This is a genomic window from Pseudomonas sp. GW821-FHT07B01 (genome assembly GCF_059419065.1).
In genome coordinates this window covers 80,269-99,973 of the sequence record NZ_JBWKRA010000019.1, presented here as the reverse complement: position 1 = coordinate 99,973, position 19,705 = coordinate 80,269, and the positions used below count along the sequence as shown (strand labels likewise).

17 protein-coding genes are annotated in these 19,705 nt (G+C 61.8%); 11 read left to right on the top strand and 6 right to left on the bottom strand.

Annotated features, from left to right (window positions below):
* Positions 1–18: 18 nt before the first annotated feature.
* The 3 genes from AC07S6_RS20180 to AC07S6_RS20170 are packed head-to-tail and all read left to right on the top strand — an operon-like array spanning position 19 to position 2,313.
* Positions 19–948: a LysR family transcriptional regulator gene (locus AC07S6_RS20180; protein WP_014718952.1), complete on the top strand. Its 930-nt coding sequence runs from the start codon at positions 19–21 to the stop codon at positions 946–948.
* 53 nt (positions 949–1,001) lie between these two features.
* Positions 1,002–1,394, top strand: coding sequence for a MerR family transcriptional regulator (locus AC07S6_RS20175; RefSeq protein ID WP_003192195.1), 393 nt, complete (start codon positions 1,002–1,004; stop codon positions 1,392–1,394).
* Between the two features lie 16 nt (positions 1,395–1,410).
* A complete protein-coding gene (locus tag AC07S6_RS20170) occupies positions 1,411–2,313 on the top strand; it encodes a hydroxymethylglutaryl-CoA lyase (protein ID WP_014718953.1) in 903 nt (300 codons plus the stop codon).
* Between the two features lie 641 nt (positions 2,314–2,954).
* On the opposite strand, the gene AC07S6_RS20165 is transcribed toward AC07S6_RS20170, so the two are convergent.
* Complete coding sequence (locus tag AC07S6_RS20165; protein WP_089042233.1) at positions 2,955–4,586, bottom strand: AMP-binding protein; 1,632 nt, start codon at positions 4,584–4,586, stop codon at positions 2,955–2,957.
* 150 nt (positions 4,587–4,736) lie between these two features.
* On the opposite strand from AC07S6_RS20165, the gene AC07S6_RS20160 reads away from it, so the two are divergent.
* The 4 genes from AC07S6_RS20160 (at position 4,737) to AC07S6_RS20145 (ending at position 10,410) form a co-directional block, all read left to right on the top strand.
* Entirely contained in the window at positions 4,737–5,900 is a 1,164-nt protein-coding gene (locus AC07S6_RS20160; RefSeq protein WP_032896578.1) for an isovaleryl-CoA dehydrogenase, read from the top strand.
* Between the two features lie 12 nt (positions 5,901–5,912).
* Complete coding sequence (locus tag AC07S6_RS20155; RefSeq protein ID WP_054897278.1) at positions 5,913–7,520, top strand: carboxyl transferase domain-containing protein; 1,608 nt, start codon at positions 5,913–5,915, stop codon at positions 7,518–7,520.
* 161 nt (positions 7,521–7,681) lie between these two features.
* Positions 7,682–8,488, top strand: coding sequence for a gamma-carboxygeranoyl-CoA hydratase (locus AC07S6_RS20150; RefSeq protein WP_495112882.1), 807 nt, complete (start codon positions 7,682–7,684; stop codon positions 8,486–8,488).
* Positions 8,485–10,410 carry an acetyl/propionyl/methylcrotonyl-CoA carboxylase subunit alpha gene (locus AC07S6_RS20145; RefSeq protein WP_495112881.1) on the top strand — a complete coding sequence of 642 codons (1,926 nt, stop codon included), beginning with the start codon at positions 8,485–8,487 and terminating at the stop codon, positions 10,408–10,410. The genes AC07S6_RS20150 and AC07S6_RS20145 overlap by 4 nt, the downstream gene beginning before the upstream one ends.
* Here the strand turns inward: AC07S6_RS20145 and AC07S6_RS20140 are convergent.
* A complete protein-coding gene (locus AC07S6_RS20140) occupies positions 10,407–11,042 on the bottom strand; it encodes a LexA family protein (RefSeq protein WP_495112880.1) in 636 nt (211 codons plus the stop codon). The two genes, AC07S6_RS20145 and AC07S6_RS20140, sit on opposite strands and share 4 nt — an antisense overlap.
* 187 nt (positions 11,043–11,229) lie before the next feature.
* Between AC07S6_RS20140 and AC07S6_RS20135 the strand changes: the two genes are divergently transcribed.
* Both AC07S6_RS20135 and AC07S6_RS20130 read left to right on the top strand, forming a co-directional pair.
* Positions 11,230–11,523 (top strand): DUF6124 family protein, encoded by a 294-nt coding sequence (locus AC07S6_RS20135; RefSeq protein ID WP_186527194.1) that lies wholly within the window; start codon positions 11,230–11,232, stop codon positions 11,521–11,523.
* Positions 11,524–11,988: 465 nt separating this feature from the next.
* On the top strand, positions 11,989–13,140 hold the full coding sequence (locus tag AC07S6_RS20130; RefSeq protein WP_197881675.1) for a M14 family metallopeptidase: 1,152 nt from the start codon (positions 11,989–11,991) through the stop codon (positions 13,138–13,140).
* Positions 13,141–13,298: 158 nt separating this feature from the next.
* Here AC07S6_RS20130 and AC07S6_RS20125 read toward each other — a convergent pair whose 3' ends face one another.
* Complete coding sequence (locus AC07S6_RS20125; protein ID WP_495112879.1) at positions 13,299–13,838, bottom strand: cytochrome b; 540 nt, start codon at positions 13,836–13,838, stop codon at positions 13,299–13,301.
* A complete protein-coding gene (locus AC07S6_RS20120) occupies positions 13,835–14,917 on the bottom strand; it encodes a catalase family peroxidase (RefSeq protein ID WP_198861997.1) in 1,083 nt (360 codons plus the stop codon). Before AC07S6_RS20120 ends, AC07S6_RS20125 begins: the two co-directional genes overlap by 4 nt.
* A 167-nt stretch (positions 14,918–15,084) precedes the next feature.
* Here AC07S6_RS20120 and AC07S6_RS20115 point away from each other — a divergent pair, with 167 nt between their 5' ends.
* Both AC07S6_RS20115 and AC07S6_RS20110 read left to right on the top strand, forming a co-directional pair.
* Positions 15,085–15,591: a sigma-70 family RNA polymerase sigma factor gene (locus tag AC07S6_RS20115; RefSeq protein WP_034127925.1), complete on the top strand. Its 507-nt coding sequence runs from the start codon at positions 15,085–15,087 to the stop codon at positions 15,589–15,591.
* Positions 15,588–16,325: an anti-sigma factor family protein gene (locus AC07S6_RS20110; RefSeq protein WP_495112878.1), complete on the top strand. Its 738-nt coding sequence runs from the start codon at positions 15,588–15,590 to the stop codon at positions 16,323–16,325. The genes AC07S6_RS20115 and AC07S6_RS20110 overlap by 4 nt, the downstream gene beginning before the upstream one ends.
* Here AC07S6_RS20110 and AC07S6_RS20105 read toward each other — a convergent pair.
* Positions 16,322–17,323 carry a Csu type fimbrial protein gene (locus AC07S6_RS20105; RefSeq protein WP_495112877.1) on the bottom strand — a complete coding sequence of 334 codons (1,002 nt, stop codon included), beginning with the start codon at positions 17,321–17,323 and terminating at the stop codon, positions 16,322–16,324. The genes AC07S6_RS20110 and AC07S6_RS20105 overlap by 4 nt on opposite strands.
* Positions 17,320–19,668 (bottom strand): fimbria/pilus outer membrane usher protein, encoded by a 2,349-nt coding sequence (locus AC07S6_RS20100; protein WP_490615034.1) that lies wholly within the window; start codon positions 19,666–19,668, stop codon positions 17,320–17,322. Before AC07S6_RS20100 ends, AC07S6_RS20105 begins: the two co-directional genes overlap by 4 nt.
* Positions 19,669–19,705 lie beyond the last annotated feature (37 nt).

Genomic DNA, 19,705 nt, shown 5'->3' with positions numbered 1-19,705 from the left:
CAATAAGAGCGCAACGAAATGAATCTGAGCAAGGTCGATCTCAACCTCTTCATCGTCTTTGATGCGATCTACACCGAAGCCAACCTGACCCGCGCCGGCCAGATCGTCGGTATCACCCAGCCGGCGGTGTCCAACGCCCTGGCACGGTTGCGCGAGACCTTCAACGACCCGCTGTTCGTGCGCACCGCCCAAGGCATGGTGCCCACGCCCATGGCGCAGAACATCATCGGCCCGGTGCGCAATGCGTTGTCGTTGTTGCGCGTGTCCGTGCAGGAAAGCCGCATCTTCAACCCGCAGCAGGCGGCCAAGACCTACCGTATCAGCATGACCGACCTGACCGAGGCCGTGATCCTGCCGCTGCTGTTCCAGCGCCTGCGTCGCCTGGCGCCGACCGTGGTGATCGAGAGTTTCCTGTCCAAACGCCGCGAGACCACCAAGGAACTGGCCGCCGGGCGCCTGGATTTTGCCGTGGATGCGCCGCTCAATACCGACCCGCAGGTGCGTCACGTCAAGCTGATGGAAGACCGCTACGTGTGTGCCATGCGCAAAGGCCACCCGATGGCGGGCAAGGATAAATTCACGCTGGATGATTACCTCTCGCTGACTCACATCCATATCTCCAGCCGCCGCAACGGTTTGGGCTATGTGGACCTGGCCTTGGGCAAGATGGGCATTCAGCGCAAGATTGCCCTGCGTTCCCAGCATTACCTGATGGCCTCCCAGGTGCTGCAACAGACGGACATGGTGATGACCGTGCCCGAGCGTTTCGCTCGCCGTCATGAACTGCACTGGTTCCATCTGCCGGTCAACAACGTGCCGCCGGTGGAAACCCATTTGTACTGGCACGAAAGCACCGACCAGGACCCGGCGAACCGCTGGATGCGTGAACAGATGATCGAGTTGTGCCAGCAGGTGACGGCCCAGGAAAAGAAAGCCCAGCAGCCTTGACGTTTACGTCAACCTGCAATTAGCTTAGCGCCAAGACTTCCTTGAGCACCGCCATGAGCACCACCTACAGCATCTCCGACCTCGCCCGCGAGCTCGACATCACCACCCGCGCCATACGTTTCTATGAAGAACAAGGCCTGCTGGCCCCCGAACGTCGGGGCCAGGAGCGCATTTACTCGGCGCGGGACAAGGTCAGCCTCAAGCTGATCCTGCGTGGCAAGCGCATCGGCTTCTCCCTGGCCGAATGCCGCGAACTGATCGAACTCTACGACCCCACCGGCGGCAACCAGATCCAACTCAACAGCATGCTGGCCAAGATCGCCGAACGCCGTGAACAGTTGGAACAGCAACTGCTGGATATCGAACAGATGAAGCTGGAACTGGACACCGCTGAAGAGCGTTGCACCCAGGCCCTGGCGCAGACCATCAGCCAAGCCGGCCATTGACCAGAAGGTAACTGCCATGTCCCTCCCCTCCCACGTACGCCTGGTTGAAGTCGGCCCGCGCGACGGTTTGCAGAACGAAGCCCAGCCCATCAGCGTGGCGGATAAAGTCCGATTGGTAGACGCCTTGAGCGCCGCTGGCTTGAGCTATATCGAAGTCGGTAGTTTTGTCTCGCCCAAATGGGTGCCGCAAATGGCAGGTTCAGCCGAGGTATTTGCGCAGATCCAGCGCAAGCCCGGCGTGACCTATGGCGCACTGGCACCGAACCTGCGCGGGTTCGAGGATGCGCTGGCGGCCGGGGTCAAGGAAGTCGCGGTGTTTGCGGCGGCGTCCGAGGCGTTCTCCCAGCGCAATATCAATTGTTCCATCAGCGAAAGCCTGGAGCGCTTCGCACCGATCATGGCCGCCGCCAAGCAGCACGGCGTCAGCGTGCGCGGTTATGTGTCCTGTGTGCTGGGTTGCCCCTATGAAGGCGAGATCGCCCCGGAGCAAGTGGCGGCCGTCGCCCGCGAGCTGTATGCCATGGGCTGCTATGAAGTGTCCCTGGGCGACACCATCGGTACCGGCACGGCGGGCGCTACCCGGCGCCTGTTCGAAGTGGTCGGCGCCCAAGTGCCACGGGACAAGCTGGCCGGGCATTTCCATGACACCTACGGGCAGGCCATCGCTAACATCTACGCCAGCCTGCTGGAAGGCATCACGGTGTTCGACAGCTCAATCGCAGGCCTGGGCGGCTGCCCCTACGCCAAGGGCGCCAGCGGTAACGTCGCCACCGAGGACGTGCTGTACCTGCTCAACGGCCTGGGTATCGACACGGGCATCGACCTGGAACGCTTGATTGGCGCCGGCCAGCAGATCAGCCAGGTGCTGGGACGGCCTACGGGTTCCCGCGTGGCGAAGGTGCGTAACGCAGGTGAGTAGCACAGCTGTGACAATGTGTTACCGCCCCCCAGCATAACGGGTAACGCGGGAACAAAATCCGCCGTGCAAACTGAAAGAAAACACTGACAAAAAACCAACTCGTTGATTTTAAAGGATTTTAAAAAGTTGGCACGCCTTCTGCTATCTCTATGGCATAACAAGAATAAAAAGCGCCAAACCTAATAAAAATAAGACGAAACGACTCTGACATAACAAAAACAACACGGCAGAGACGCAGCTAACAGATTTTTTTGGAGAAGATGTGCTTCCCAGGGTACGGCATGCCGCAACCCGCAACCGGATAGAGAAAAATAAAACTACCTCAGGTAGCTACCCACTGGTTGGATCGTTTACGAAGAAGCAGGTCAGCGTTCAAAAAAATACGTTTGCTCTTGACCCCGGATGGGGGTCGCCAAAAAAAGCGGTACGGGCCACGGCTACCAAAAACAACAACAGGCCGCCCCTCAATAATAAGAAAAGAGCACGCAACGACAAATTAAAGGGGACCCTCGGGTCCCCTTTGTGCTTTCGGGGTTTCACTATTTTGGTGGCACAGCAGGTTCGCGGGGTATCAGGTAGATGTGGGCCGGCAGTCAGGCCGCCATCGCAGGCAAGCCAGCTCCCACAGGGGTTTGACGTTGTCAGCGCGCTTGCAGCTCCTGGATGGAAATCTCGCGCATCCGAAATTTCTGGATCTTGCCCGTCACCGTCATCGGAAACTCATCCACGAATTTGAAATGCCGGGGCGTCTTGAAATGGGCGATGCGGTCCTTGCACCAGCTCAACAACTCCAGCTCGTTGGCCACCTGACCGGGATGGAACTTGATCCAGGCAACAATCTCTTCGCCATAACGCTCATCCGGGATGCCAACGATCTGCACGTCCGCCACGGCCGGGTGAGTAAAGAAAAACTCTTCCAGCTCACGCGGGTAAACGTTCTCCCCCCCACGAATGATCATGTCCTTGTTACGCCCGGCGATGCACACGTAACCCTCCTCATCCATGGTCGCCAGGTCACCGGTGTGCATCCAGCCGGCATCGTCGATGGCCTCACGGGTGCCTTCAGGGTTGTTCCAGTAACCCAGCATCACGCTGTAGCCCCGGGTGCACAGTTCACCGATCACGCCACGGGCCACGGTGTTACCGGCCTCGTCGACAATCTTGGTTTCCAGTTGCGGTTGGGTGCGGCCCACCGTGGTGACACGCCGTTCGATATCGTCATCTGCGCCGGTCTGCAGCGACACCGGGCTGGTTTCAGTCATGCCATAGGCAATCTGCACCTCTGCCATGTGCAGCTCATGGATGACCCGACGCATCACCTCGATCGGGCATGTCGCCCCGGCCATGATCCCGGTGCGCAGGCTGGACACCTCGAACTCGGCCCGGCGTGGGTGATCGAGCAGCGCGATAAACATGGTCGGCACGCCATATAAGCCGGTGGCTTGTTCTTCAGCGACGGCGCTCAGCGTCAGCAACGGGTCGAAGCCGTCATTGGGGTAGATCATGGTGGTGCCGTGAGTGATACAACCGAGGTTGCCCATGACCATGCCGAAGCAGTGGTACAGCGGCACTGGGATCACCAGGCGGTCCCCTGCCGTCAGGCCCAGGCTTTCACCGACCATGTAACCGTTATTGAGGATGTTGTGGTGACTGAGGGTGGCGCCCTTGGGGAAGCCGGTGGTGCCGGAGGTGTACTGGATATTCACAGGTTGATCGAAATGCAGGCTGGCCTGACGGCTTTGCAGTTGCTCGGGCGGCACGCCTGCGCCAAGCGCCGCCAACTGCGACCAGGGCATGAATTCCGGCGGCGGGCTGGGGTCTAGGCTGATGAGGCCGCGCAGCTCGGGTTTCAATGCCTGGAGCATGGCGTGGTAATCGGAGCTTTTGAACGAACCGGCGCATACCAGCCATTGGCAGCCGGATTGTTTGAGCACGTAGTCCAATTCACTGCTGCGATAGGCCGGGTTGATATTGACCAGGATCACCCCGAGCTTGGCGCTCGCCACCTGGCAGATCAGCCACTCGGCACAGTTAGGCGCCCAGATCCCCAGGCGGTCGCCGGTTTGCATGCCCAGGGCGATGAATGCGCGGGCGTGCAGCTCAACTGTCTCGGCCAGCTGCCGCCAGGTGTAGCGCCGCTGCTGGTGGCGCACCACCAAGGCTTCGCTGTCTGGATACTGCGCAACGGTGTGATCGAATGCCTGGCCAATGGTCATGGCCAGCAAGGCCTTGTCCTGGGAGCCACGGCTGTAACTCTGGTTCGGTTGATCCATAACGACCCCTGTTATCTTTTTTGTAGGTTGACGTATACGTAAACTACGATTGACAGCGCCGCAACGCAAGCTTACGTTAACGTAAAGGTGAGCGCCCTCCTCTCGCGCCCTGCCCACACAACAACAAAGCTCACATTAAGGTGCCTGTCCATGAGTTACCCGTCCCTGAACTTCGCCCTCGGCGAGACCATCGACATGCTGCGCGACCAGGTGCAGTCCTTCGTGGCCAAGGAGATCGCACCGCGCGCGGCCCAGATCGACATCGACAACCTGTTCCCCGCCGACCTGTGGCGCAAGTTCGGCGACATGGGCCTGCTGGGCATCACCGTGCCCGAGGAATACGGCGGTGCCGGCCTGGGTTACCTGGCCCATGTGGTGAGCATGGAAGAAATCAGCCGTGGCTCGGCCTCGGTGGCGTTGTCCTACGGGGCGCACTCCAACCTGTGCGTCAACCAGATCAACCGCAACGGCAACCACGCACAAAAACTCAAGTACCTGCCCAAGCTGATCAGCGGCGAGCACATCGGCGCCCTGGCCATGAGCGAGCCGAATGCCGGTTCCGACGTGGTGTCGATGAAACTGCGCGCCGACAAGCGCGGCGACCATTACGTACTCAATGGCAGCAAGACCTGGATCACCAACGGCCCGGACGCCAACACCTATGTGATCTACGCCAAGACCGACCTGGAAAAAGGCCCCCACGGCATCACCGCCTTCATCGTCGAGCGCGACTGGAAAGGCTTCAGCCGCAGCAATAAATTCGACAAGCTGGGCATGCGCGGCTCCAACACCTGCGAGCTGTTTTTCGACGACGTCGAGGTACCCGAAGAAAACATCCTCGGCGTGCTCAATGGCGGCGTGAAAGTGTTGATGAGCGGCCTGGACTACGAGCGCGTGGTGCTCTCCGGAGGGCCTACCGGGATCATGCAGGCATGCATGGACTTGATCGTGCCCTACATCCACGACCGCAAGCAGTTCGGCCAGAGCATCGGCGAATTCCAGTTGATCCAGGGCAAGGTCGCCGATATGTACACCCAGCTCAACGCCAGCCGCGCTTACCTCTACGCGGTGGCCCAGGCGTGTGAACGCGGCGAGACCACGCGCAAGGACGCTGCGGGCGTGATCCTCTACAGCGCCGAGCGCGCCACGCAAATGGCCCTGGATGCGATCCAGATTCTGGGCGGCAATGGCTATATCAACGAATTCCCCGCCGGGCGCCTGTTGCGTGACGCCAAGCTCTACGAAATTGGTGCGGGCACCAGTGAGATTCGGCGGATGTTGATCGGTCGCGAACTGTTCAACGAAACCCGCTGAAGGAGCACGCCCATGGCCACCCTGCACACCCAGCTCAACCCGCGCTCGGCGGAATTTTCCGCCAACCGCGCGGCGATGCTTGAACAGGTCGACGCCCTGCACAGCCTGCTCGCCCACGTCCATCAAGGTGGCGGCGCCAAGGCCCAGGAACGCCACACCTCACGCGGCAAACTGTTACCCCGCGAGCGTATCAACCGTCTGCTCGACCCGGGCTCACCGTTTCTCGAGCTGAGCCAACTGGCAGCTCATCAGGTGTATGGCGAAGACGTCCCGGCTGCCGGGGTGATTGCCGGCATCGGCCGGGTGGAAGGCGTCGAATGCATGATCGTGGCCAACGATGCCACGGTCAAAGGCGGCTCCTATTACCCGCTGACCGTCAAAAAGCACCTGCGCGCCCAGACCATCGCCGAGCAGAACCGCCTGCCGTGTATCTACCTGGTGGACTCCGGCGGCGCCAACCTGCCGCGCCAGGACGAGGTGTTCCCCGACCGCGAGCACTTCGGGCGGATCTTCTTCAACCAGGCCAATATGAGCGCCCAGGGCATTCCCCAGATTGCCGTGGTGATGGGCTCGTGCACCGCCGGCGGCGCCTACGTGCCGGCCATGGCCGACGAAGCGATCATGGTGCGCCAGCAAGCCACCATCTTCCTCGCCGGCCCGCCGCTGGTGAAGGCCGCCACCGGTGAAGTGGTGAGCGCCGAAGAGCTGGGTGGCGCCGATGTGCACTGCAAGGTCTCGGGCGTGGCCGACCACTATGCCGACAGCGATGAACACGCCCTGGCGCTGGCCCGGCGCAGCGTGGCCAACCTCAATTGGCGCAAGCAGGGTGAGCTGCTGCAACGCCCGCCGGTGGCGCCGCTGTACAGCAGCGAAGAGTTGTACGGCGTGATCCCTGCGGATGCCAAGCAACCCTTTGATGTGCGCGAAGTCATCGCACGGCTGGTGGACGGCTCGGTGTTCGATGAGTTCAAGGCCCTGTTCGGCACGACCCTGGTGTGCGGCTTTGCGCACTTGCATGGCTACCCGATAGCGATCCTGGCCAACAACGGCATCCTCTTCGCCGAAGCCGCGCAGAAAGGCGCGCACTTTATCGAACTGGCCTGCCAGCGCGGGATTCCACTGCTGTTCCTGCAAAACATCACCGGCTTCATGGTCGGCCAGAAGTACGAAGCCGGCGGCATTGCCAAGCACGGCGCCAAGCTGGTCACCGCCGTGGCGTGCGCCAAGGTGCCGAAATTCACCGTGATCATCGGTGGCAGCTTTGGTGCGGGTAACTATGGGATGTGTGGCCGCGCCTACGACCCGCGCTTTTTGTGGATGTGGCCCAACGCACGTATTGGCGTGATGGGTGCCGAACAAGCCGCCGGGGTGTTGGTGCAGGTCAAGCGCGAACAGGCTGAGCGCGCCGGCAACGGTTTCAGTGCCGAGGAGGAAGCCGCGATCAAGCAGCCGATCCTCGACCAGTATGAAACCCAGGGCCATCCCTACTACTCCAGCGCGCGCCTGTGGGATGACGGCGTGATCGACCCGCTGCAGACCCGTGACGTGCTGGCCCTGGCCTTGTCCGCCGCACTGAACGCCCCCATCGAGCCGAGCCGCTTCGGCGTGTTCCGCATGTAACCTGTAGGAGCGCGCCTGTTGTGGCGAGGGAGCTTGCTCCCGCTGACTGCGCAGCAGTCCCGGCTTTTTTGGGGGCGCTGCGCACCCCAGCGCAAGCAAGCTTGCTCGCCACAACAAGCTCGCTCCTACAGGAGGCCTCTCATTATCATGGAGCTCCTTGCATGAGCGACTTCAACACCCTCGAACTGATCACTGACCGCCGTGGCTTTGCCACGCTGTGGCTCAGCCGCGAAGCCAAGAACAACGCGTTCAACGCCGAGATGATCCGCGAGCTGATCCTGGCCCTTGACCGCGTACAAGGCGACCCGTCCCTGCGCTTCCTGGTACTGCGCGGGCGTGGCAAGCACTTCAGCGCCGGTGCCGACCTGGCCTGGATGCAGCAATCGGCCGAGTTGGACTACCACACCAACCTGGACGACGCCCGGGAACTGGCAGAGCTGATGTACAACCTGTCCAAACTGAAAATCCCCACGCTGGCGGTGGTGCAAGGTGCGGCCTACGGGGGCGCGCTGGGCCTGATCAGCTGCTGTGACATGGCCATCGGTGCCGACGACGCGCAGTTCTGCCTGTCGGAAGTGCGTATCGGCCTGGCGCCGGCGGTGATCAGCCCGTTCGTGGTGCAGGCCATCGGCGAACGCGCTGCCCGTCGTTATGCACTCACAGCCGAGCGGTTCGGCGGCCAACGCGCACGGGACATCGGCTTGCTGGCGGAAAGTTATCCGGCCGAGAGCCTGGATCAACAGGTGGACCAGTGGGTCACCAACTTGCTGCAAAACAGCCCGGCGGCCATGCGTGCCAGTAAGGATTTGCTGCGCGAAGTGGGCAACGGTGCCCTCACCCCCGCGCTGCGCCGCTATTGCGAAAATGCCATTGCGCGCATTCGGGTGAGCGCCGAGGGCCAGGAAGGTTTGCGCGCGTTTCTGCAAAAACGTGCGCCAAGTTGGCAAACCCAGGAGCCGCGTTCATGAGCACACTTACCACCGTTCTGGTGGCCAACCGTGGCGAGATCGCCTGCCGGGTCATGCGTACCGCCAAGGCCATGGGGTTGACCACTGTGGCTGTGCACAGCGCCATCGACCGCGATGCCCGCCATAGCCGTGAAGCCGATATCCGCGTCGACCTGGGCGGCAGCAAAGCCACCGACAGTTACCTGCAAATCGACAAGCTGATTGCCGCCGCCCACGCCAGCGGCGCCCAGGCGATTCACCCCGGCTACGGCTTCCTCTCGGAAAACGCCAGCTTCGCCCGGGCCATCGAGGCGGCAGGCTTGATCTTCCTCGGCCCGCCCGCCTCGGCAATCGACGCCATGGGCAGCAAATCCGCGGCCAAGGCCTTGATGGAAACGGCTGGCGTACCCCTTGTGCCGGGTTATCACGGCGAGGCCCAGGACCTGGAGACCTTCCGCGCCGCCTGTGAGCGTATCGGCTACCCGGTGCTGCTCAAGGCCACGGCGGGTGGCGGTGGCAAGGGTATGAAGGTGGTCGAGGACGTCAGCCAACTGGCAGAAGCCCTGGCCTCCGCCCAGCGTGAGGCGCTGTCGTCGTTCGGCAACGGGCAGATGCTGGTGGAGAAATACCTGCTCAAGCCGCGGCATGTCGAGATCCAAGTGTTTGCCGACCAGCAAGGTCATTGCCTGTACCTCAATGAGCGCGACTGCTCGATCCAGCGGCGCCATCAGAAAGTCGTGGAAGAAGCCCCGGCACCCGGCTTGAGTGTCGAGCAGCGCCGGGCCATGGGCGAAGCGGCCGTGCGCGCTGCCCAGGCCATCGGGTATGTCGGCGCAGGTACGGTGGAGTTTTTGCTGGATGCCCGTGGCGAGTTTTTCTTCATGGAGATGAACACGCGGCTGCAAGTCGAGCATCCGGTGACCGAAGCGATTACCGGCCTCGACCTGGTGGCCTGGCAGATCCGGGTTGCCCAGGGCGAGGCGCTGCCGATCACGCAAGAGCAGGTCGCGTTGAACGGTCATGCGATTGAAGTGCGGCTGTATGCCGAAGACCCGGCCAATGACTTTCTGCCGGCCACCGGGCACCTGGCGCTGTACCGCGAGTCCAGCCCAGGCCCTGGACGCCGGGTGGATAGCGGCGTCGAGCAAGACGACAGCGTGTCGCCCTTCTACGACCCGATGCTCGGCAAGTTGATTGCCTGGGGTGAAGACCGCGAACAGGCGCGCCTGCGCTTATTGAGCATGCTGAATGAGTTTGCGGTCGGCGGGCTCAAGACCAACCTGGGCTTTTTGCGGCGCATCATCGGACACCCTGCGTTTGCCGCGGCCGAGTTGGATACCGGGTTTATCCCGCGCTATCAGGGTGAGCTGTTGCCGACGCCAGGAGCCTTGAGCGATGAGTTCTGGCAAGCGGCGGGCTCGGCGTTTATGCAGAGCTTGCCGATAGGTGACGGGCCTTGGGCAAGTCACCAGGGCTTTCGCGTGGGCCTGCCTGTCGAGGTGTCGCTGCACCTGAGCTGCAATGGGCAGGATCGGCTGGTGACACTGACCGGGCAACCGTCTCAGTTATGCGGCGAACAGTTGCTGACTGAACATCAGGGCGTGCGCCGTGCTCATCTGGCGGTGCGCAGTGAAGGCAGCCTGTACCTGCGTTGGGACGGCGAGATGCATGCCGTCAGCCTGTTCGACCCGATTGCGGCGGTCGAGGCCAATCAATCCCATCAGGGTGGCCTCACCGCCCCCATGAACGGCAGCATCGTGCGGGTGCTCGTAGAGGTGGGCCAAACCGTTGAGGCTGGTACTCAACTGGTGGTGCTCGAAGCCATGAAGATGGAACACAGCATCCGTGCGCCCCACGCCGGGGTGGTCAAGGCGCTGTTCTGCCAGGAAGGTGAAATGGTAGCCGAAGGCAGCGCGCTGGTGGAGCTTGAAACGGCCGGCTAGAACTTCGCCGTGGCTTGCACCACCACACCCAGGAGGCGGCAGCCGTCGGTGAGCAGTACCTTGGGGTAAGTGGGGTTGAGCGGCACCAGGTAGTGCTGGCCGCTTTCTTCCTGCAGTTGGCGAAAGGTCGCCTGGGGGTTACCGGCCCATTGAGCCACCACCAGCCTGCCGGGCTCGGGCGCGATGGCCGGGTCAACCAGGATCATCATGCCAGCCGCAATGCTCATGCCCGTGGGGGCGGTCATGGCGTCTCCCGTCACCGGCAACCAGAATGCCTCGCCTCGGGCGTGGTAATCGTTCAATTCGTAGCGCTCGGCCCTATAAGGCGCACGCTCCTCACGCAGCTCGCAGGCCTGCTTCCAGTCGCTGACCGGGTAGCGGAAATACGGGTTGTAGTGCGCTTCCCGTTCAGGCACTTGCGCGGCCCGTTCACGAATCTCCAGCGCCACCTCCAAATACCCCAACCCCAGTTCGACCAGCACGCGGTTCATGTCCGCCAGGCTCGGCACGCGGCGTTTATTGAGCCAATGGCCGATGCCGCCCTGGGACATCCCCAGGCGCTGCGCCAGTTCATCCTGCGTGACCTTGCGGTCTTTCATGTTGGCTTTGACCAACGCTATCCAGTTATCCATGGCGCATCACAATACGGGCCCCATTTTTGCGGGCAATAAACAGTTTGTAGTAATCCATAAAACGACAGGAATACGATACGTACTATCATCAAGCCCAAGGATTTCGACACCCACCGGAGTACTGCCGCTTATGACGACCCGCACACACCCAACGCCCGACACATCCGAACTGACTGAAGTAAACGACATGTGCAACAGTGGCGCAGCCCAGCGCGCACTGGACTACTACTTGAAAGAAAATCGGTCGACGCCGGATTCGGACGGGGCCATGTTCGCGATCAAACCCGAAGTCAGCCAGGAGGAGGCCCTGATACACGCCTCGGACCTATTGAGAAGTGCAGCGGCTACCGCCTACGAGTCGGCGTGCACCCATCAGGGCAACCAGCGCGACCTGGCGTTTTCAGTGGTGTATTTGATCGATATGGCGAAGGCGATGGTGGAGCGGTCGTTGCAAGCGCCCAGAGCGGCGGCAAACGCTTAGCAGGCATGAAAGAAAAATATTTCTATCCCACGGATAAAAACATTTGACTTGCAAATGATAATGATTATTATTGGTCTCAGCTGATCGCGAGATCAGTCGATAGACCAAGAGACCTTAGGTCGGACTCTTGGAATATCTCCTCATCAGGCTAATCACGGTTTTTGACCCGGCTCTTTGGCCGGGTCTTTTTTTTGCCAGTTTTCCTGGCATGGCTTCAGGCTAATGAAGACTGTGTGTTGCTCGATGGCGCGCATGGTAGCAAAAGACTATCGCCCAAAGAAAGTCGTCCGAGTGCTCCAGCGCGTATCTCTGCGAATTAGCGCTTGAGAATCAATCTCATAGACTCTAAGCTGCGGCGGCGTCACGGATGACGCCCCCTCCCCCTGCAACAATTTTTGCATCCAGGTTTTACCGAACGCCTGTGTAAGATAGCCGCCACATCACTCATATTCAGGCAACCAGACTATGACCGTGGCCTTGACCTCCATCAAGATCAGCACCGACTTCGACAGCGGCAACATCCAGGTCCTGGATGCCAGCGACGCTTATCAGTTGTTGCTGGCAATCAAACCCGACACCCGCAGCGATCACTACCAATGGTTCCACTTCAAGGCCGAAGGCATGCACGTGGGGCACACCCATACCTTTCGCTTGAGCAACGCAGGGCGCTCGTCCTACAAGCATGCCTGGAGCGGCTACAACGCCGTGGCGTCCTACGACCATATCAACTGGTTCCGGGTACCGACGCGCTTTGATGGCGAGATCCTGCACATCACCCTCCAGACCCGGCAAAAGCACGCCTGGTTTGCCTACTTCGAGCCCTACAGCCGTGAACGCCATAACTGGCTGATCGAGCAAGCCCTGAAGTACGCCGGGGTCACCCTGCTGGCCACCGGCAAGAGCGCTGAAGGCCGCGATATCCAACTGCTGCGCCGTGGCAAAGGGATCGAAGGCCGGCGCAAGGTGTGGATCATCGCCCAGCAGCACCCCGGTGAGCACATGGCCGAATGGTTTATGGAGGGCGTGATTGAGCGCCTGCAAAAGGACGGCGACGACGAACTGAAAAAACTGCTGGCCGTCGCCGATCTGTACCTGGTACCGAACATGAACCCGGATGGCGCCTTCCACGGCCACCTGCGCACCAACGCCATGGGCCAAGACCTTAACCGCGCCTGGCAAAGCGCCAGCCAGGAACTCAGCCCGGAAGTCCTGTTTGTGCAGCAACAGATGGAAAAATACGGCGTGGATATGTTCCTCGACATCCACGGCGATGAAGAAATCCCCTACGTGTTCACCGCAGCCTGCGAAGGCAACCCCGGCTACACGCCGCGCATCGAAGCCCTGGAAAAACACTTCCGCAGCCATTTGAGCCACCTGACACGCGACTTCCAGACCACCCACGGCTACACCCGCGACCTGCCCGGCCAAGCCAACATGACCCTGGCCTGCAACGCGGTGGGGGAAAAGTACGACTGCCTGTCCCTGACCCTGGAAATGCCTTTCAAGGACAACGACGACGCACCCAACCTGCGAACTGGCTGGTCAGGCGATCGTTCAAAACAGTTGGGCAAGGACGTCTTGAGCAGCGTCGCTGATATCGTCGGGCGTTTGCGCTAACCCCCTGTGACAAGCTTTTTGTGGCGAGCGAGCTTGCTCGCGCTGGGCCGCATAGCGGCCCCATGAAAATCACTGCCGGATCACCTGACACACCGAGCAGGCTGTTTTGGGGCTGCTTCGCAGCCCAGCGCGAGCAAGCTCGCTCGCCACAAGAGCGGTCAATCCTTGCTGCCGGTCATGCTTTGCAAGACACCATCGCGGCGGATCAAACCGTGGAACAACGCGGCCGCCAGATGCACCAGCACGGAGAGAAACAGCAGATAGGCCAGGTAGCCGTGAGCCTTGCGCAACAGCGCGAACAACGGCGCATTCGCCCCCACCAGCGCGGGCAATTGCAGGTTACTGCTGAGCATCACCGGGTCGCCAGCCGCTGAAATCATCGCCCAACCCAGCAGCGGCAACACCAGCATCAAGGCGTACAACAGCACATGGGAGGCCTTGGCTGCGAGCCTTTGCCACACCGGTAAATCCGCTGGCAACGGCGGTTGGCGCGTCGAGAAACGCACCGCCAGGCGCACGATCACCAGCGCCAGAATCGCAATGCCCAGCGGCTTGTGCAGGTGGATCAGCCACTCATGGCGCTCCGACACCGACGCCGCCAGACCCGCGCCGATAAACAGCATGGCGATGATCATCAACGCCATCAGCCAGTGCAACACGCGCGCCAAGGGCGCAAAGAACCGTGGTTGAGCATTCATGGCTTCGACTCCTGAGGGGCGCTGTGCAACGGGCTGACTTCACCGGCGCGGCGCAGGTACGAACTGGCATACGCGGCCGAACGGGCGGCCAGCAAGGGGTCGTTGGAGGCTTGGATACCACTGGGCAGAATCAGCGGGTCAAAGTTGATATCGCGGCAATCACCGTCTGCCTGGGGCTGGCTGCTTTGCAGCACCAACGTGCCGGCGTTGAGGACCTTGTGCGCACCGGTCCAAGTCTTGCTTGCGTCGTCCAGCGGGTCGCCGGGGTTGGCCAGGGTCATGTTCAACTGCCAACGCAACGGCCCGGCGGCCAGGCGTCGCACCAAGTCCTGCTCGAGGAAGTCACTGCCAGCAGGTGCGGTATCATCCGCCGCGTCCTGGCTCTGGGGCACCACCTCCCAACGCACGGCCTGGCGCGTACCATCGGCAGCCACCAGGTAAAACGCGTTGATGCCGTTATAGGTTTCAGTCGCATAACTGGCCGATGGCTTGGCGGTCTTGACCCAGGCCAGGAATGGCGCGGTCTCCGGGTGTGCGGCAAAAAAAGCCGGCATGCTCGACGGGTTCGGCTTGCCAGTGGCCGGGTCTGGCGCGCCGGCCTTGAGCAACTGGTAGAACGCCTCGGGCGTGCCCACCGGGAACACCGGCATGCTGTTCATCCCTGTACGCCATTGCTGGCCGTTGGCCTGGCTGAACTGCACGGCGAAACTGCGAATCGGCACACTGCTGTCCGGCGCGTAGGGGTTGCCGCTGGGCAAGGCAAAGCGGCCGATGATCGGAGTCTTGGCCTCGCTGAACACCTGGGCGTTGGAATAGGCACGGGCCTCGGTACTACTCTGGAAATAACCCGCCACGCATACGCCCTTGGCATGGTTACGGCGAAAGCCCGGATGCACGCCGTTATTGGTTTCCAGAGCATTGACCAAGGTTTTTGGCCGCAGGCGTTGTGGGTCGAGCGTGCCATTGACGTAGGCAAATGCCCCGGCAACAACCGCAACCACGGCACCGATGCCGGCAAGTCGTGCGATCAGGCTCGCAGTGCTCAAGGGAGGACGGGGGGGTGATGAGTGATCTACCATGCAGGAACTCCAGGGCCAGAGGCCTCAGGCTGAAACATAAGGTCGGAGCATTAAGACGAACGCCGATTGGCTCTATTCCAAGGCCCTGGATTTATTTTGCGGGACGGGGAATAAACTTCAACGCCGGGCGTCTCTCTAGTCCCAGCGTAGTGATCAGCCAGACACCCATGCATGAACTCGACGAACAGTTACGCGAACTCATCCCCAGGTTGCGGCGTTTTGCCGTGTCCCTGACGCGCAACAGCAGCAGCGCCGATGACCTGGTGCAATCGACCCTGGAACGCGCGATCGTCGCCTGGGCCGATAAACGTATCGAGGGCGATCTGCGCGCCTGGCTGTTTTCGATCCTCTACCGGCAGTTCCTCGACGCCCACCGCCGCAACCGCCGCTATGCGCGCATGCTCGAATTCTTCACCGGCCGCGATGACGTGCAACCTTCGGTGGAACGCACGGTGCTGGCCCAATCCACCCTGCAAGCCTTCGACCAACTGAACACCGAACAGCGCGCCCTGTTGCTGTGGGTGTCCGTCGAGGGCTTGAGCTACAAGGAAGTGGCCGAGATCCTCAAGGTGCCCATCGGCACCGTGATGTCACGCCTGTCCCGCGCACGCCAAGCGCTGCGTCAACTCAGCGATGGCGAAATGACCGGCCCTGCCCTGCGGAGACTCAAATGATCAGTCTGCCCCCCAGCGAACGCGATTTACATGCCTACGTCGATCACCAATTGCCGGACACTGATCGCCGTGTGCTTGAAACCTGGCTGGCCAGCCACCCCGAAGTGGCGGCCCAGGTACAGGCCTGGCAACAGGATGCGCAGTTGCTGCGTGCGTCGTTGAGCGGCGCCCTGCAACAGCCGCACAACCCGGCATTGGACCCGGCGCTGATTCGCCAGCGCATCAAGAAACAGTCCCGTCGGCACTTGGCCACGGCGGCGTTGTTGCTGATCGCCGTGAGCCTCGGCGGGGTTGGCGGTTGGCACGCCCGTGAAGCCACCCAGCCGCCACTGTTGCCGATGACCGACGCCATGCAGGCCTACCGCCTGTTTGCCCAGGACGGCATCATGCCCGCCGACTACAACGCCCAGGACCGCGGCACCATGCAGGCCTGGCTCGACCGTTACTTCAACAAGGCCCATCGCCTGCCCGACCTGAGCCAAGCCGGTTTCAAACCGGTCAGCGGGCGCCTGCTCACCACCGACCAAGGCGCGGCAGCCATGGTGCTGTACCAGGACGCGCAAGGCCGGCGCATCAGCTTCTATATCCGCCCGCCGGGCCCGAACAACGGTTTCCTGCCTCGCGGCAGCCGCAGTGCCGATGGCTTGCAGGCCGACTACTGGTCGGGAGGCGGCTACAACTACGCGATGGTCAGCCCGGTGGATCAGGCCGCCGCGTTGCAGACGCCATTCTAGAAACCGACGTCCAACACCACGTTATCCAGATAGGTGCCAGCCGGTGGCGTGGGCTGGTCGGTGTAGACCTTGGCGTTGTAGTTGTACACCTGGCTGCCATTACCCAAGCCGTTGCCGGGATTGACCTCGGCCGTGGAGCTGGCCCGCCGCGTCGCGCCGACACTGCCCCAACGCGTGGTGCCGGCACTTTTGAAAATGTCATAGGCCAGGTAATTGCCGCCGGAAACCATACGCCGCCGGCCGCCGACACTCACCGGGTTCTGGCCATCGCTCAAGCCCACGGTATAGGCGCTGCCCTTGGTGCAGGCGATGTTGATGGTCTGCCCGCTCACCGCAGTAAACCCACTGACCACCGGCGCGCTGCCGAAGCTGATATTCGGGGCAGTGATCTGGCAGTCGTTGGTCACGGTCATGCTGACGGTCAGGGACGCCGTGCCACTGCCGGTGTCACGTCCCAGGCAAATGCCGCCAAGGCCGATCCCCGAGCAATAATTCCACACCCAGGCGATGCTCAGTGTCTCGGTGTACACCCCGGCGGCGACGTTGCTGCCGGTGATGCTGCTCAGGTACAGCGGTACGGTTTTCGCGCCGGGCCCTGCGATCAGGCCAATGCTCTGGGCGATGCCGCCAGCGCCGCCGAAATCGAATTGGCTGCCACGGGTGATGGGATAGCTGGTGCTGTTGTTGCCATAAATCGTATAGCTGATCACATCACCGGTCGGCCCGACCATACCGGTCTGGGGCGAGGTGATCGTGGCGTAAAAGTGATCGGTAGACACCAGCAGCGATATAAGCGCCGAGGTGCAACTCAACCCTGAGTTGGCCGTAGAGCTGGTTTGCGCGGCGGTGCGCACCGTCATCGAACTGATCGAACCAAAACTGGCTGGCACGGTGGACACCACCGAACACGCCGCCATCGCCTGTCCGCAAAACAACAAACCTACGCCATATAACCCTACGCAGCCCCTCACCTGAACACTCCCTGTTCGATCCCTCATTGGCACACTAATGGCCCGATCAAGGGCACGTCCTGTTGCTGCTCATCAATATCAAATGTCGCCTGGCAGGTGCGGCCCTCACCGAGGGTGACCTGCAAGGTGTTGTGCGCGCTGAGGTTTTCCAGATACACCAGGCCATCCCAGCCGACCACTGCTTGGGTGTTGCTTTGCTCGTGCACTACCAGGCTGCCCAGCGGCAACTCCTGATGCTGGCGGTCCACCAGAGTGATGCTTGCAGCGAGCACCCGGCGCAGGGGGAATTCCAGCAGGTAACCGCTGCCACGGCGTACCGATACGCGCTGCTCAACATTGGGGCTTTGCACATTCGCCGGCAGGTTCAAGGGGTCGATCTCGTATTTGCCGCGGTAATAGGCACTGCTCCACGGCACCAGCAAATGGCCGTTGCGGTCGGTCTGGCCCACCAGTTGGTTTTCGTAGCGCACCGGAATCCCGGCAAAGCCTTGGGTGCTCACTACCACAAAGGCGTCATTGATGCGGTTGGCGGCAAAGGTTTCGCCGCCCATCCACACCAGCGAGCCGCTGGCATCGGCCCAGCGCGTCATGGCCTCACTGCTGCCGTACACGCCGGCCTGCAACTGCACCGACTGCAAGCGCCAGGTCAGGTCGGCCTGTCGATAGCTGGGGGCATCGCCCTGGGCATAGCCGAGGTTGTAGCCCACCCCGCCTTCGCTGGGCACCGCGCGGCTGTAGTTGATGCGCTGGCGACTGGCGCCATCCTTGCTGCGCTCGGTGCTCAAGGCCAGGCTGCCGTTGAGGTCGAACGGGATGACCAGTTGCGCCTGCATGGCCCAGTTACTGTCACCGATTTCGCGGTTGGCTGACAGATAAAAGCTGGTGTTGCGCCACAACGGTTTGCTCCAGCTCAGGTTGAGCAGGCGCGTGCGCGAGTCGTCCGCCGCCTGCACGTCGAAATAGCCCAGGCCCAGGCTGCCGAAACGTTGAAGGTTGAGGCTCAAGGTCACCTGCTCGCTGCGCTTGCTGAGGCTGGCGTATGGGGTATCGACCAGGGTCAGGTCGGCGTAGTCGTCGCGACGTTCCACCCGTTGGTACATAAAGCTGTAGCGCGTGCTGTTGTACTGGTAACCGAGGCTCAGTTGCTGGCCCGTGCGGCTGTCGAACTGGCTCTGGCTGAGGGCGGTATTGAGCACGCCGAAGTTGCCCAGGCGCAGGTTGCCGCCGAGCCCGCCGAGGCTCAGGTCGCTGGAGGCTTCGGCGTGGCTCTCCAGGGTCAGGTTATCGGAATAGCCATAGCGGAACGTGCCACTGGCCACGCCCGGTCCGTAGCCGAAGTCCCGTAGGGTGTAGTCACGGCGCAAAGTACCGGCGGCCAGCGAAAAGTCCGTCAAGCCTTGTTGCAGCAAAGTGCTGGTGACGTAGAACGGTACCGTGGTCGACACTTGGCGGCCCAAGGCATCGGTGGTGACCACCACGGCCTCGCCGGCACCGTTGATGAATGGGATGTTGGTCAGGGTGTAGGGGCCGGGTTGCAGTCGCGCGCTGTCGGATTTGTAGCCGTTGATAAACAGGTCCACCGACGAGGGCACCGCCGCCTCACCGGCAAACTGCGGCAAGGGGTACGTGACCAGGTCGGGGCGCACGGCAAAATCCCGGGACAGTTGCACCCCGCCCAGGCGCACCGAGCTACTCCAGGGCAGCGCGCCACTGATCACGTCGCCGGCCTCGTAGGTCAGCAGGCGCTCATCGTCGGAAAAACGCCAGGTGGTGTCGTAACGTCGGTAACCATTGTCGAGGGTGCCGCTGCTGATTCCATCGGACAGGGTCTGGCGCAGTTGCCCGGTGTTGGACAAGGTGCCCCAGGTGTCGAACAGCCGTACTTCGTTCCAGGCCGCGAGGTAACTGCCGCCATCGTCGGTGTCATTGAAATACACGTCATAGTTGAGCAAGGCGCCGAAGCTGCTCATGGCCTGGGTACGCGGATAGGTATTGCGGTTGCCGATGAACTGTTCCTGCAGCCAGGAGGGCGGCACATCCAGCAGCAGCCGCTGGCCGTTGCTGTCGTAGTCGCTGTGCAGGCCCGGCACTTGTTCCAGGGCCACACTGCCGACGGGCTCACCGGGCAGTTTCATGCCCACTTCCTGCAACGCGCTGGCCGGCACAAACAGCTGGCCGGCGCGCTGCTCGACCGCGATGACGCGGCCGGTGTCCATCTGGTTGACCACCAGTTCCAGAAACAGCTGTGCATCGGCAACTGCCTCCATGCTGCCGGGCGGCGGCGGCAGGTCGCCCGCCATCGCTGCGCCCCACAGCCCGCTTGCCACTGCCACCGACGGCCATAAAACCCGAGCCCAACCACGACTCACCATGGCGTTGTGTCCTTCAATGGACATCTCCATCCTGTTA

Bases quoted from the DNA above. Each gene is read 5' to 3' on its own strand.
- AC07S6_RS20180 (WP_014718952.1), top strand. From the start codon at position 19: ATGAATCTGAGCAAGGTCGATCTCAACCTCTTCATCGTCTTTGATGCG.
- AC07S6_RS20175 (WP_003192195.1), top strand. From the start codon at position 1,002: ATGAGCACCACCTACAGCATCTCCGACCTCGCCCGCGAGCTCGACATC.
- AC07S6_RS20170 (WP_014718953.1), top strand. From the start codon at position 1,411: ATGTCCCTCCCCTCCCACGTACGCCTGGTTGAAGTCGGCCCGCGCGAC.
- AC07S6_RS20165 (WP_089042233.1), bottom strand. From the start codon at position 4,586: ATGGATCAACCGAACCAGAGTTACAGCCGTGGCTCCCAGGACAAGGCC.
- AC07S6_RS20160 (WP_032896578.1), top strand. From the start codon at position 4,737: ATGAGTTACCCGTCCCTGAACTTCGCCCTCGGCGAGACCATCGACATG.
- AC07S6_RS20155 (WP_054897278.1), top strand. From the start codon at position 5,913: ATGGCCACCCTGCACACCCAGCTCAACCCGCGCTCGGCGGAATTTTCC.
- AC07S6_RS20150 (WP_495112882.1), top strand. From the start codon at position 7,682: ATGAGCGACTTCAACACCCTCGAACTGATCACTGACCGCCGTGGCTTT.
- AC07S6_RS20145 (WP_495112881.1), top strand. From the start codon at position 8,485: ATGAGCACACTTACCACCGTTCTGGTGGCCAACCGTGGCGAGATCGCC.
- AC07S6_RS20140 (WP_495112880.1), bottom strand. From the start codon at position 11,042: ATGGATAACTGGATAGCGTTGGTCAAAGCCAACATGAAAGACCGCAAG.
- AC07S6_RS20135 (WP_186527194.1), top strand. From the start codon at position 11,230: ATGTGCAACAGTGGCGCAGCCCAGCGCGCACTGGACTACTACTTGAAA.
- AC07S6_RS20130 (WP_197881675.1), top strand. From the start codon at position 11,989: ATGACCGTGGCCTTGACCTCCATCAAGATCAGCACCGACTTCGACAGC.
- AC07S6_RS20125 (WP_495112879.1), bottom strand. From the start codon at position 13,838: ATGAATGCTCAACCACGGTTCTTTGCGCCCTTGGCGCGCGTGTTGCAC.
- AC07S6_RS20120 (WP_198861997.1), bottom strand. From the start codon at position 14,917: ATGGTAGATCACTCATCACCCCCCCGTCCTCCCTTGAGCACTGCGAGC.
- AC07S6_RS20115 (WP_034127925.1), top strand. From the start codon at position 15,085: ATGCATGAACTCGACGAACAGTTACGCGAACTCATCCCCAGGTTGCGG.
- AC07S6_RS20110 (WP_495112878.1), top strand. From the start codon at position 15,588: ATGATCAGTCTGCCCCCCAGCGAACGCGATTTACATGCCTACGTCGAT.
- AC07S6_RS20105 (WP_495112877.1), bottom strand. From the start codon at position 17,323: ATGAGGGATCGAACAGGGAGTGTTCAGGTGAGGGGCTGCGTAGGGTTA.
- AC07S6_RS20100 (WP_490615034.1), bottom strand. From the start codon at position 19,668: ATGGTGAGTCGTGGTTGGGCTCGGGTTTTATGGCCGTCGGTGGCAGTG.